The following is a 12731-nucleotide window of genomic DNA, read 5'->3' as shown; positions in this document are numbered from 1 at the left end:
CGGGCTGCTCAGTCGACCTCGGCTACCGCCTCGGCGAACTGCGCCGCGTAGAGGCGGGCGTACGCACCCCCCGTGAGCAGGAGCTCCTCGTGCGTGCCCTGCTCGACGATGGCCCCGTCCTCCATCACCAAGATGGTGTCCGCGTCCCGGATCGTGGAGAGCCGGTGCGCGATGACGAAGGACGTGCGGTCCCGGGCGAGGCGGGCCATCGCCTTCTGGATCAGGACCTCCGTACGCGTGTCCACGGAACTCGTCGCCTCGTCGAGGACGAGGATCACCGGCTCGGACAGGAACGCCCGGGCGATGGTGATGAGCTGCTTCTCCCCCGCGCTGACCCCGGCGCCCTCGTCGTCGAGCACCGTGTCGTACCCGTCGGGCAGGGTGCGGATGAACCGGTCCGCGTGCGCGGCCTTGGCTGCTTCCTCGATCTCCTCCCGGGACACCTTGCGGGAGGACCCGTAGGCGATGTTGTCGGCGATCGTGCCGCCGAACAGCCAGGTGTCCTGGAGGACCATCCCGATCCCGGAACGCAGTTCGTCGCGGGACATGCCGGCGATGTCGACCCCGTCGACGGTGATCCGTCCGCCGGTGACCTCGTAGAACCGCATCAGCAGGTTGACGAGGGTGGTCTTGCCGGCGCCGGTGGGGCCGACGATGGCGACCGTGTGACCGGGCTCGACGGCCAGCGACAGGTCCTCGATCAGCGGCTTGTCGTCCTGGTAGCGGAAGGAGACGTGCTCCAGGGCGACCCGGCCGGTGCGCTCCACGGGCCGCGCCGGCCGCTCGGGGTCGGGGTCCTGTTCGGGGGCGTCGAGCAGTTCGAAGACCCGCTCGGCGGAGGCGACCCCGGACTGCACCAGGTTCGCCATGGAGGCGACCTGGGTGAGCGGCATGGAGAACTGCCGCGAGTACTGGACGAACGCCTGGACGTCACCGATGGACAGCGAGCCGGAGGCGACCCGCAGTCCGCCGACGACGGCGACGAGCACGTAGTTCAGGTTCGACACGAAGAACAGCAGGGGCTGCATCAGGCCGCTGGTGAACTGGGCCCGGAACCCGGCCTCGTACAGCGCGTCGTTCTCCTCGGCGAACCGGCGCGCGGACTCCTCCTGCCGGCCGAAGACCTTCACCAGCGCGTGCCCGGTGTACATCTCCTCGACATGGGCGCTGAGTGCGCCGGTGGAGCGCCACTGGCGGACGAACTGCGGCTGGGACCGCTTGCCGACCCGGGTGGCGATCACGAACGACAGCGGCACGGTGACCAGGGCGACCAGGGCGAGCAGCGGCGAGATCAGGAACATCATGATCAGCACGCCGATGATCGTCAGCAGTGAGTTGACGAGCTGTCCGAGGCTCTGTTGCAGGGTCTGGCCGATGTTGTCGAGGTCGTTGGTGGCCCGGCTCAGCACCTCGCCGCGCTGCCGCTTGTCGAAGTACGACAGGGGCAGTCGGGACAGCTTCGCCTGGACGTCCCGGCGCATCCGGCCCACCGTGCGGTTGACGGCCCGGTTGCCGAGCCGGGTGGCGACCAGCATCAGCAGGCCGCCGATGACGAAGGTGCCCAGCGCGAAGCCGAGGACCGCGCCGACGGCCCCGAAGTCGATGCCCTGGCCGGGGGTGAAGTCCACCCCGGTCAGCATGTCGGCGACACCGCCCTCACCGCGGTCCCGCAGTCCTGCGATCGCCTCCTCCTTGCTCTGTCCGGCGGGCATCTGCTGGCCGACGACCCCGGCGAAGACCAGGTCGGTCGCGATGCCGAGGATCTTGGGGCCGAGCACCGACACGCCGACGCTGAGCAGGGCGCAGCCGATCATCACGTACATCGTGATGCGGTCGGGCCGGAACTGGCTCAGCAGGCGTGTGCCCGAGCCCTTGAAGTCCATGGAGCGATGGTCGGGTCCGGCCCCGGCCATCATCCGTCCCGCGGGCCCCGCCATCAGGCCGCCTCCGCTTCCGTGAGCTGGGAGAGCACGATCTCCCGATAGGTCTCGTTGTCCCGCATGAGGTCCGCGTGCCGACCGGCACCGACCACGTGGCCCTCGTCGAGGACGAGGATGCGGTCGGCGTCGCGGATGGTGGCCACCCGCTGGGCGACGATGACGACGGTGGCGTCCGCGGTCTCCTCGGCCAGGGCGGCCCGCAGCGCGGCGTCGGTGGCGTAGTCGAGGGCGGAGAACGAGTCGTCGAAGAGGTAGATCTCCGGCCGTTGGACGAGGGTGCGGGCGATCGCGAGGCGCTGGCGTTGGCCGCCGGAGACGTTGGTGCCGCCCTGGGAGATCGGCGCGTTCAGCCCGCCCTCCAGGTGGGTCTCCACGAAGTCGCGGGCCTGGGCGACCTCCAGCGCGTGCCACAGCTCCTCGTCGGTGGCGTCGGGGTTGCCGTAGCGCAGGTTGGTGGCGACGGTGCCGGCGAACAGGTACGGCTTCTGCGGCACCAGCCCGACGGTGCGGGCGAGCAGCTTCGGGTCGATGTCGCGGACGTCGACCCCGTCGACCAGTACGGCACCCTCGGTGACGTCGAAGAGGCGGGGGACGAGCCCCAGGAGGGTGGTCTTGCCGCTGCCCGTGGACCCGATGACGGCGGTGGTCTCGCCGGGGCGGGCCACCAGGTCGACGGCCTTGAGCACGGGTTCCTCGGCGCCCGGGTAGCGGAACCCGGCGCCGTGCAGCTCCAGATGGCCGTGGGAGCGCAGTTCCCGCACGGCGGCGGCCGGCGGCACCACGCTGGACTCGGTGCCGAGGACCTCCTGGATGCGCTCGGCGCACACCTCGGCGCGCGGCACCATCATGAACATGAAGGTGGCCATCATCACCGACATCACTATCTGCATCAGATAGGCGAGGAACGCGGTCAGCGAGCCGATCTCCATGGCACCGCTCTCGATGCGGTGCGCCCCGAACCAGACGACGGCGACCGAGGAGACGTTCACGACGGTCATCACGATGGGGAACATCAGCGCGAGGAGCCGCCCGGTGCCGAGCGACATCTCGGTCAGTTCGTCGTTGGCGCCGCGGAAGCGCTCCTGTTCGTACGCGTCGCGGACGAACGCGCGGATCACCCGGTTGCCGGTGATCTGCTCGCGCAGCAGCCGGTTCACGGTGTCCAGGCGCACCTGCATGGACCGGAACAGGGGCCGCAGCCTGCGGACGATCACGGTGACGCTGATGCCGAGCACGGGCACCACGGCGATCAGCACCGTCGACAGCGGGACGTCCTGGCCGAGGGCCATCACGATCCCGCCGACGCACATGATGGGCGCGGAGACCATCAGCGTGAACGCCATCAGCACGAGCATCTGGACCTGCTGGACGTCGTTCGTGGTGCGGGTGATCAGCGAGGGCGCACCGAAGTGGCTGACCTCGCGGGTGGAGAACGACTGGACCCGGTCGAACACGGCGCCCCGCACGTCCCGACCGAGCGCGGCGGCAGTGCGCGCCCCGAGGTAGACGGCCCCGATGTTGCAGACCACCTGCACCAGCGTGACGGCGATCATCAGTCCGCCGAAGCCCATGATGAAGCCGGTGTCGCCCCGGACCACTCCCCGGTCGATGATGTCGGCGTTCATCGTGGGCAGGTACAGGGTCGCGCAGGTCTGGAGGAACTGGAGCGCCACCAGGATGGCGACGGGTTTTCGATACGGACCCAGATGGGTCCTCAGCAGTCGTATGAGCACGTGCGGGTCTCGCTCACTGGGGTTCTAGGGGCGGATCGATCGGCCGGCCGGCCGATCGGGGGCACCTTCGGCACACCACCCCCCATCGTCTACCGTGCCCCGCCCGTTACCCCAGTGAATTGAGCCAACAGCGGGCCAAGAACCCCCGGGTGCCCGGCCGGCACCCCCAGACCCACCGGCACCCGCCGCTGCCCGCGGGTGTCAGCCGGCGAACGCTCCCGGGTGGGTCTGCTCCCGCACGACCGCGTACTGCTGCCGCACGGCCTGCCCCACGGCCAGTTCCTCGCCCGGGTCGTGGACCTGTCCGGTCGCGCCGGGCCAGCTGGGCGGCGCGTGGGGGTCGAGCGTGCCGCGGGAGACGCCCAGCGCCCACGCGGCCTGCCGCGCCGCACCGAGCGCCGCGTACTCGGCGGGCTGCGGGACGACGATCTGCGCGCCGAGGAGCGCGGGCGCGGCGGCCTGGACGGCGGGGAGGTCGGCGGCGGCGCCCAGCAGGAACACCCGGCGCACCTCCACTCCGCGTCCGCGCAGCACGTCGAGGGCGTCGGCGAGTCCGCAGAGCATCCCCTCGACGGCGGCCCGCGCCAGGTGCTCGGGCTTCATCGCCTCGCGCCGCAGCCCGGCGAGGGTTCCGGCGGTGTGCGGCAGGTGCGGGGTGCGCTCACCCTCCAGATAGGGCAGGAGGACCAGGCCGTGGGCGCCGGGCGTGGACTTCAGGGCGAGCGCGGACAGGGCGTCGAGGTCGGGCAGGCCGAGCATCTCGGCGGTGCCGCGCAGGGTGCGCACGGCGTTGAGGGTGTGCACGACCGGCAGGTGCATGCCCGTCGCGTCGGCGAGGGAGGTGATCATTCCGCTGGGGTCGGCGAGGGCCTCGCGGTGGACCGCCATCACGGAGCCGGAGGCGCCCAGCGAGACGACGGCGTCCCCCAGGCCGATGCCGAGGCCGAACGCGGCGGCCATGGTGCCGCCGGTGCCGGCGGAGATCAGCAGCCCCTCCGGAGTGGTTCCGGCGGCCTCGGCGGGCCCCAGTACGTCGGGCAGCGCCGCCTGCCGGCCGAGCGCCATTTCCATCAGGTCGGGCCGGTACCCGCCGGTCGCCGCCGACCAGTAGCCGGTGCCGGAGGCGCCGCCCCGGTCGGTGGTGCGGCGCAGCGGGCGGCCGAGGAGCTGCCACACCAGCCAGTCGTGGGCCTGGAGGACCAGGGCGACGCGGTGCGCGGCTTCGGGTTCGTTCGCGGCGAGCCAGCGGAGCTTGGCGACGGGGTTCGCCGCCTGCGGCACGCAGCCCACGGCCTGGGCCCACGCCTCACGCCCGCCGAGCGCCTCGACCAGGTCGGCGGCGGCGATCTGGGCCCGGCGGTCGCCGCCCACCAGGGCGGGACGGATCGTCGCGCCCTGCTGGTCGAGCGGGACGAGGGCGTTCTGCTGGGCGGACACGCCGATCGCCTCGACGCCTTCGAGGACCCCGCCGGCCGCGGCCTCCCCGAGGGAGAGCAGCCAGACCTGTGGGTCGACGTCACTGGGCCGCCCGCCCTCCCCGCTCCCCCCGGGCGCCCCCGCCCCCGCCCCCTCCATGGGATGCGGGGCGTACCCCTGCCTGATCACGGCACCCGTGTCCGTGTCACAGACCACGATGCGCGTGGAGTCGGGCGTGCTGTCCAGACCGGCGACTATCCCCATGCGGGAATTCTGCACCACGTTCGGGTGTGTGCCGTACCACAGCCCGGTACGAGCCGGGGACCCTCAGGTGTTGCTGGTGCCCCAGTCGTCGTTCTGAGCACCCTTGCCGCGCTCGCGCAGCGTCCGGACGCGTTCGGTGACGGAGTCCGGCACCCGGTCCCCGACCCGCTCGGTCACCGAGTGCAGGGCCTTGCCCGCGACCTCGCGACCCTGCTGCGCGGCGGTCTCCGCGGCGTTGCGGACCGCGGGGTTCTCCGCGAACTGTCGGACCGACTTCTTCAGCTGCTCGTACCGCTCCCGTCCAGCCCTGGTTCCCAGGACGTAGCCGAGGGCCAGCCCGGCGACGAATGTGAGCCGGTAGCGCATGGAGCCACCCTTCCCTTGCATCTCGGTGTGGAGCGCGGGAGTACCGATTGGCGGAGCACCCCCCTGCTTGCGCTAATGTATGTGTCGCAGCGAACGAGCGCTTCCTGGCGAATACCCGGACAGGCGCGTTCGATGCGAACGAGGCAATCCCCTGTAGCTCAATTGGCAGAGCAGCCGGCTGTTAACCGGCAGGTTACTGGTTCGAGTCCAGTCGGGGGAGCTCGATCCTCCGTAGCTCAATTGGCAGAGCAGCCGGCTGTTAACCGGCAGGTTACTGGTTCGAGTCCAGTCGGGGGAGCAGCCGAGAAGGACCCCCATAGGGGTCCTTTTTCATGTCCGGTGGAACCGTACGGGGACGCCGGAGGTCTCCATGGTCAGCGGAGCCGACCGTGCGGAGCAGGAGATCGTATGAGCGGCTATGCTGCGGCAGACGGCGCGTACACCTGTGCGCGACGCGCCGTAAGGGGGCGGTAGCTCAGCCGGTTAGAGCAGCGGACTCATAATCCGTCGGCCGTGGGTTCGAGTCCCACCCGCCCCACCGCAGAGTTCCTGTGCAGGAACGATTCGACGTGGGGTGCGGCGGCGGAGAGGGTCCGGTCGCCCGGACCTCCGCGAAGCACCTGCTGGGCCGTCGTTGGCCCGCGACACTAGCGATCACGCGGGAGAGCCCCGCCCGGACCGACCCGGGCGGGGCTCTTCCGTCCGCCGGCGACGGGCGGACGGGGCTGATGGGGCTCAACGTGCGTCGGACGCGTCCTTCAACTGGTGAACGAACACGAGCTGTTCGAGACGGTCGAGGCAGGGTTCGCAGGCGTGCACCCTCACGTGCGGGTCCGCGTCCGGCAGTCGCACGGGCAGGGCACCGGCCGGCTCGGCACGCTCAGGTAGAGCGCCACCTGCCCGCCGCGCGGTCGGTGTGTGGCGGACGCCCACACCCGGCACTCGTGTACCTCCGAGCCGAAGATGCGGGCCCTGAAGCACGGTGCACAGGGCACCGCCGCCGGGATGCAGCGCCGGTGGAGGTGCACGGACGAACCGGGCCCCGACGGGGAGAAGCGGAGTCTCGTGACATGGCGTTGCCACCACCGGATCGGCTCGGTGCAACGTGCACAGTACGACGGGGTCGTGCCAGTCACGGTGTCCTCGCAGAGGCGACAGCAGCTGGTCGGTCCGGGTGCTCCCGGGCGGCCCGTCGGGCCTCGTGGTAGGCACGGTCCGCGGTCTTCCACGCCGTCCGGAAATCCTGACCGCGCGGGCAGCCGATCGGCTCGGGGGCACAGTCGGCGCAGTGGGTGACGTGGCTGAGGTAGTCGCTCGTCGCCGCGTCACGCGCCAACGCCGCGGCGACCAGGGCGGGCGTCCGGACGGGGCACCTCAGGTGGAGGTACGCGGTGCGGTCCGGCCCGACCACGGCGGGCCGGAAGTGTGACTCGTGCGGCTGCTCCTCGCGGACGGGCTGGTCGCAGCAGCCGCAGAAGATCATCACGTGCGCGTCCCCACGGCGATCCGCTCGGCGCCGGCCAGGGCGGCGAGCGCCCGCAGGACGACTGCGAGCCGCCGTTCGTCCAGGTTCTCCACCTGCCACAGCGGTACCAGTCGCGGGAACCCGATCGCCAGCACCAGTTCCAGGAACGCGCGCTCGCCGGTGTCGAGGACGAGGGCCGTCTTGTACTGGGCCTCGAACCGCGGCCAGTCGCAGTGGGCGCGTTGCCCGGTATCGACGACGAGGAGTTCCCGCACGTCGCCCCGGGCGAGGACGTCGCCCTCGTGGATGAGCGCGGCGACCGCGGCCCGCTCACCGGTGTCGCGGTTGCGGGCCCACGCGGTGAGGCGGTCGGTGAGGAGGGGGGCGGTTTCCAGATCCGTTGCGGTGTCGTTCCATGTACGTGCTGTAGTCACAGCTGGATGATGGATCTGCACACCAGACGGGAACCAGGCCGCCGTAGGGCCACATCTGGCCATGTGGCGGCCACGGCGGGGAGCGCGGACGATGACACCTCAGACTGGACGAATGAGCCGTAACGACGCACTGAGGGCAGCGCGACTACGCGTCGGCTGGCGGACCGTGGAACAGGCAGCAGCACAACTCACGCTGCTCGGTCAACAGCTTCTAGACGACCGGCAGTTCACCGTGTCGCCGCGCACCTGGCGCCGGTGGGAGGGCAAACGACCGGGCTGGCCGTCCGAAGAGACCGCGATGGTCATCCACGACGCCTTCGGCCGATGGCCGGAACATCTGGGCTTCACCACGCCACCGGGCTGGATCAGCCCCGAGCACCACCTGGAGGCAGACGTGCGACCAACCCACGCCTTCGTTACCGTCACCGCTGCCGCACTCGCCACAGGGCCGTGGACTCCACAGCACGTCGACCCGACCCTCATCGACTACTTCCAGGAGCAGTTGGAGGGCCACTACCGGGCCGACATGTTCCTCGGGCCGCACGATCTGATCGGCACCGTGTCCGCGCAGTACCAGCTCATCGACAAACTGGTCCGCTCAGCCCAGGGGGACACCAGGCGCGGTCTACTGCGTGTCGGCGCCGCCTACGCCGCGCTCGTCGGCTGGCTCTACCAGGATGCCGGGGACATGGACGGCGCATCCTTCTGGAGGGGCATCACGCAGGAGATGGCGGTGCGCTCCCGAGATCCGCACCTCATCGGGTACTCCCTCGTCAACCAGGCCCAGATGCGTACCGATCTCGGGGACGGGCACGCGGTCGTCGACCTGTGCGAGGCCGCCCTCGACGAAGCCGACCGGCTGGTTCCGAAGGTGCGCGTCATGGCCATGCAGCAGCAAGCCCACGGGGCGAGCCTCACGGGCGACCGGACAGCCGTGGACCGGCTCATCGACCAGGCGAACGGGCTACTCGGCCACGTCGACGACGACTTGCCGTGGGGCAACGCATGCCGACGGACTCCCGGGTATCTGGAGGTGCAGCGAGCCACCTGTTACGGGCGGCTCGGCCTGGGCGCTGAGGCCGTTTCGCTATGGAGCCAGGTCCTCATCTCCATTCCGGAGACTGCGCGCCGGGACCGAGGCGTCTACCTCGCACGGCACGCCACCGCGGCGGCCGGAGCCGGTGAGCCGGATCAGGCCGTTGAGATCGCGCGCCTCGCGGCTGACATTGCCGTTGAGACGCGGTCAGCGCGCATGCGCCGGGAGCTGGCGACCCTGGAACGAGCGATGAAGCCGTGGCACGATGCCCCGATTGGCCAGGACCTTGCCGAGGCCCTGGCGCCGGTGACGGAGGGGAGCTGAGCATGGCGGAGAATCCCGTGCCGCTGAGTGACGGTGAGATCGAAGCGGCGTTGCGGAAGGTCCCCGGATGGCACCGCGAAGGAGACACGATCACCCGCGCGTACGACATTCGGTATCACGGTGGCGTTGCCATGATCGTTCATGTGGCCGATGTCGAGCGGCTGATCAGCCACCACGCGGACGTCGATCTGCGCTGGGGGCACCTGCGCTTCCGGATCACGACGCATGATGCGGGACACCGCCTCACGTCCGCTGACTTCGACCTCGCGGCCCGCATCGACGCCATCGCACAGGCACACGGTGCGGAGCCGCAGAGGACGTGTTCGGGCGCCTGAGCGCGGAAGACCGTGTGCAGTACGCGCACACCTTCACGACGACAGCCGGACGACCCGAACTGCCCGCCGGCAGGGAGTTCGCAACGCTACTGCGCTCCTGAGACGATTGGGTTGCGCAGGGTGCCCACCCCGGCAACGGTCACTGCCATCTCGTCGCCGGGCAGGACCGGGCCGACCCCCGCCGGGGTCCCGGTCAGGATCACGTCGCCCGGGTGGAGGGTCATGGCCGCGGTGATGTACTCGATCAGCCCCGCGACCGAGGTCAGCATCAGTGAAGTGTTCGCGTGCTGGGTCCGGCGGCCGTTGACGTGGCAGCTCACATCCAAGCCGGTGGGGTCGAGGTCGGTGGCGATGACCGGGCCGAGGGGACAGAACGTGTCGAACGCCTTGGCCCAGGACGGCTGGCCGTCGGCCTTCTGGACGTCCCGCGCGGTCACGTCGTTGCCGCAGGTGTAGCCGAACACGAATCCGGGCGCCTCCTGGGCGGTCACCGACCGCGCGGTCCGGCCGATGACGACGGCCAACTCCGCCTCGTGCTCGACCTGCTGGGACTGCATCGGGTAGACGACGGGCTCGCCGGGGCCGACCACCGCCGACGACGGCTTGAAGAAGAGACGGGGGACTGGTGGGGCGCCCATGCCCGTCTCCGCGATGTGGTCCGCGTAGTTCCTGCCCACGGCCACGATCGTGCCGGGCAGCACCGGCGCCAGCAACCGCACCTCCTCTGCCGGCGCCACCCGCCCCGTCGGCGCGCCCGCACCCCGCACCGGGTCCCCGTTCAGGACTTCGAACCCCTCACCGCTCGCCCGCCCGTACCGCGTAGCGCCCCGCCACTCGAACCGTGCGTGGATCACGTCTCCTCCTGAGTCGGGTGTCCCGTCCAGGCAACCAGATCACGCCCACCGCCTACAGCCTCCACATGAACAACCGCCACATGTAAGGCAGTTCACAGGTGTCAGCGACTAGCACATCCGCCGTACGCCAAGGACATATTCGGTGAAGGTTTGAACCAAACCGCTCCGGGCTGGGTATAGCTCATAGGCGCGGGCCCTCCCCCCACGGCCCGCCCTGCCCTGGAGGTGGCTGTCCCCCATGAAGAACAGTGTCCGGAACACGGCGTTGAGCGCGGCCCTGGTGACCCTCGGTCTGGAGGTGGTGGCCGTGCACCTCCTGCTCGACCTCCCCCTGCCGGGGCTCCTGTTGGCCGACACCGTCATCGTGCTGGTCGCCGCGGTGTGGCTGTGGTCGGCCCGGGAGCTGGGTCGGACCCCGCCGGCCGACCCCCGGTTCAGCGAGAGCCGATGTCAGCTCAGGGCGCTGCGCCACCAACAGGAGCGCGAACGGTACTCCCACAACGGCGGGCAGACGTCGCACCTGCGCTGAGGCGCCGCTGACCTCCGTCGGTCGGGCGGAGGTCAGGGCGCAATCCCAAGGCAGGGCGCAATCGCGTCGGGGAGCGGTCGTTTTTGGTCGACGGAGGGCGCTCCCGCTGGAATCCGTGCCCACAGCAGCCATGATCTTCGGAGCATTCGTCCCTGGTCACCGGCTGAAGGCGAGAGAACCCCGATGCCCACCGCACGCGTCAGTTCGGCCGTGATGACCCACCCGGTCCGCCGGGCCCAGGCAGAGGAGATGGTCGCCCGGCTGGGGCTGGGTTCCCTCGCCCTGGACCCCGATCCGGACGGCCCGCCGTCCGCCCTGCGCACCGCGCTGCTCGCCTGGTCCCGGGTGAGCGAGGGCGCCACCCACCAGTTCATGATCCAGGACGATGTGGCGGCCCCGGACGACATGATCGACCTGGTCGCCCACTGCGCCGACCGCTTCCCCGACGACGCCCTCGCCTTCTACACCAACTGGCACGCACGCAACGGCGGGCTGGCCCGGCTCGCCGCTCTCGCGGGCGCGGGCTGGGTGCGTGCGGTGCCGGAGGAGTTCACGCCGACGCTCGCGATCAGCCTCCCGGTGGCCGTGGCTGCGGAGTTCCGACGGTTCGCGGAGCTCAGCGCCGACCGTCATGACGACGAGGTGATGACGGCCTTCCTCCGGCAGGACGGTCGACGCAGCGCCCTGCTCGCGGTGCCCACCGTCACCGAGCACACCGGCACCAGCAGCATCAACGACCACGAGACCGCCCAGGGGGTGCGCCTCGCGGTGTGTCCCGCCTCCGTGGACGACGCCCGCCCGTGGCTGTACGAGGGGTGGGTGCTGGAGGAACCGGGCTGGGTGCCGTACATGCGGTACGGCGAGGGGTACGTCCGGCTGCCCGGGCAGGAGGACGTGGTGCCGGTCCGCACCCACTACACCTGGCGGGAGGCGCTGGCGATGGCCGGGTTGATGACCGAGGACGTGGTCCAGGACCTGGTGCGGGAGCACCGGCCCGCCGAGGAGGCGGCGGCCGTGGGGAAGTCCTTCGGGGACTCCTTCGCGGACGAGTTGTGGATCCACTGTCTGATGCTGGGTCGCCAGGCCGAAGAGGCCGCCCGGCGCCACGCCCCGCAGGGCGCGGTCCGGGGCGGCACCCCGGCCGCCGAGCGGCTGCGGGAGGCGGCGGTGTCGACGGTCGGCCCCGCGGGGCTCTCCCCCGAGCGGCGCCCCGAGGTGACCGAGGCGCACGCGGAACTGCTCACCGCGTACGCCTGGAGCGCCGTCAGGTGCGGGGAGATCCTGCTGGATCGGACGAGCTGAGGTCGTAGGTGATCCAGACGGCGGGCTCCCAGTAGGAGGCCCGGTCCTGCTCGCGGTCGACCCGGAGGGTGCTCAGCCCCTCCGGGAAGACGTAGTCACCGCTCTCCGGGAACTCCATGCCGGTCCAGGACTCCCAGTCGGCGACGGTGCCGCTGATCATCGAGGACTCCTCCATGGAGGCGGTGACGGTGCCGCCGAGCCGCACCTGGGTGCGGATCCACGGGTCGAAGGGCTCCCCGTCGGCCCGGGTCCACGAGGCGTACCGCTCGGTGGGGACGAGCGGGTAGCGGTGCTTCCAGATCGGGCGCACCGGCACGATCAGGGACGGCAGGCCGTCGGCGCGGGCCATCGTGATCATCTGTTGGAGCAGCACCTTGGACAGGCTCTTGCCCTGGTGCGCGGGGGCGACCTCGACGCCCAGGGCGCACAGGGCGGTGGGCTTGGTGCCGGCGTCGTGGGCGGCGAAGGCGTCCCGGATCGAGGCGTCGAGCCCGGTGCCCAGGTCCTCGGGGGTGCCGTCCCACAGCCGGGGCAGCGAGCGGCCGGCGCCGAGGATGGCGTCCGTCTCCTCGTCGTACAGCACGAACTGGTGGTCGCCGAAGTCGTCGAAGAGGCGGTTCCAGTACCCCTCGCCGATGTCTCCGTGCAGATTGTATTCGGGAATTACTCCTGCGAATTCTTCCGTGATGCGGTCCCAGAGTTCTGGGCGTTCGGTGTACAGGACGACTCTCAT

At 70.8% G+C, this 12731-nt stretch carries 12 protein-coding genes and 3 tRNA genes; 7 read left to right on the top strand and 8 right to left on the bottom strand.

What is annotated here, in order from left to right:
* Positions 1-8: 8 nt before the first annotated feature.
* The 4 genes from ACFV88_RS09515 to ACFV88_RS09500 all read right to left on the bottom strand — a co-directional run bounded on the left by ACFV88_RS09515 (position 9) and on the right by ACFV88_RS09500 (position 5719).
* Positions 9-1937, bottom strand: a complete 1929-nt coding sequence (locus ACFV88_RS09515) for an ABC transporter ATP-binding protein (protein WP_385487831.1) — start codon at positions 1935-1937, stop codon at positions 9-11.
* Positions 1937-3673: an ABC transporter ATP-binding protein gene (locus ACFV88_RS09510; protein WP_385487829.1), complete on the bottom strand. Its 1737-nt coding sequence runs from the start codon at positions 3671-3673 to the stop codon at positions 1937-1939. The genes ACFV88_RS09515 and ACFV88_RS09510 overlap by 1 nt, the downstream gene beginning before the upstream one ends.
* A 201-nt stretch (positions 3674-3874) precedes the next feature.
* Entirely contained in the window at positions 3875-5353 is a 1479-nt protein-coding gene (locus ACFV88_RS09505; RefSeq protein ID WP_385487827.1) for an FGGY family carbohydrate kinase, read from the bottom strand.
* A gap of 63 nt (positions 5354-5416) precedes the next feature.
* The gene (locus ACFV88_RS09500; RefSeq protein ID WP_385487825.1) at positions 5417-5719 is read right to left on the bottom strand and encodes a YtxH domain-containing protein; all 303 of its coding nucleotides are present in this window, start codon (positions 5717-5719) and stop codon (positions 5417-5419) included.
* A 147-nt stretch (positions 5720-5866) separates the two neighbouring features.
* Here ACFV88_RS09500 and ACFV88_RS09495 point away from each other — a divergent pair.
* The 3 genes from ACFV88_RS09495 to ACFV88_RS09485 all read left to right on the top strand — a co-directional run bounded on the left by ACFV88_RS09495 (position 5867) and on the right by ACFV88_RS09485 (position 6257).
* A tRNA-Asn gene (locus ACFV88_RS09495) sits at positions 5867-5939 on the top strand.
* Positions 5940-5944: 5 nt separating this feature from the next.
* Positions 5945-6017 (top strand) — tRNA-Asn (locus tag ACFV88_RS09490).
* A gap of 166 nt (positions 6018-6183) precedes the next feature.
* A tRNA-Ile gene (locus tag ACFV88_RS09485) sits at positions 6184-6257 on the top strand.
* A 594-nt stretch (positions 6258-6851) separates the two neighbouring features.
* Here the strand turns inward: ACFV88_RS09485 and ACFV88_RS09480 are convergent.
* Entirely contained in the window at positions 6852-7205 is a 354-nt protein-coding gene (locus ACFV88_RS09480) for a hypothetical protein (RefSeq protein WP_385487823.1), read from the bottom strand.
* A complete protein-coding gene (locus ACFV88_RS09475) occupies positions 7202-7618 on the bottom strand; it encodes a hypothetical protein (protein ID WP_385487821.1) in 417 nt (138 codons plus the stop codon). Before ACFV88_RS09475 ends, ACFV88_RS09480 begins: the two co-directional genes overlap by 4 nt.
* Positions 7619-7730: 112 nt before the next feature.
* Between ACFV88_RS09475 and ACFV88_RS09470 the strand changes: the two genes are divergently transcribed.
* Entirely contained in the window at positions 7731-8978 is a 1248-nt protein-coding gene (locus ACFV88_RS09470) for a Twin-arginine translocation pathway signal (RefSeq protein WP_385487819.1), read from the top strand.
* Between the two features lie 2 nt (positions 8979-8980).
* Positions 8981-9313, top strand: coding sequence for a 4a-hydroxytetrahydrobiopterin dehydratase (locus ACFV88_RS09465; RefSeq protein ID WP_385487817.1), 333 nt, complete (start codon positions 8981-8983; stop codon positions 9311-9313).
* An 86-nt stretch (positions 9314-9399) separates the two neighbouring features.
* Here the strand turns inward: ACFV88_RS09465 and ACFV88_RS09460 are convergent, their stop codons facing one another.
* Positions 9400-10167, bottom strand: coding sequence for a fumarylacetoacetate hydrolase family protein (locus ACFV88_RS09460; protein ID WP_385487815.1), 768 nt, complete (start codon positions 10165-10167; stop codon positions 9400-9402).
* A 238-nt stretch (positions 10168-10405) separates the two neighbouring features.
* Here ACFV88_RS09460 and ACFV88_RS09455 point away from each other — a divergent pair, with 238 nt between their 5' ends.
* The gene (locus ACFV88_RS09455; RefSeq protein WP_385487813.1) at positions 10406-10696 is read left to right on the top strand and encodes a hypothetical protein; all 291 of its coding nucleotides are present in this window, start codon (positions 10406-10408) and stop codon (positions 10694-10696) included.
* Positions 10697-10879: 183 nt separating this feature from the next.
* Entirely contained in the window at positions 10880-11998 is a 1119-nt protein-coding gene (locus ACFV88_RS09450) for a hypothetical protein (protein WP_385487811.1), read from the top strand.
* Here ACFV88_RS09450 and ACFV88_RS09445 read toward each other — a convergent pair.
* Positions 11961-12731, bottom strand: a complete 771-nt coding sequence (locus ACFV88_RS09445) for an N-acetyltransferase (RefSeq protein WP_385487809.1) — start codon at positions 12729-12731, stop codon at positions 11961-11963. The two genes, ACFV88_RS09450 and ACFV88_RS09445, sit on opposite strands and share 38 nt — an antisense overlap.

Source organism: Streptomyces sp. NPDC059816 (genome assembly GCF_042732055.1).
GTDB lineage: Bacteria > Actinomycetota > Actinomycetes > Streptomycetales > Streptomycetaceae > Streptomyces.
Note: the sequence above shows the minus strand (reverse complement) of the source record. Positions and strands in the feature narration are given on the sequence as shown.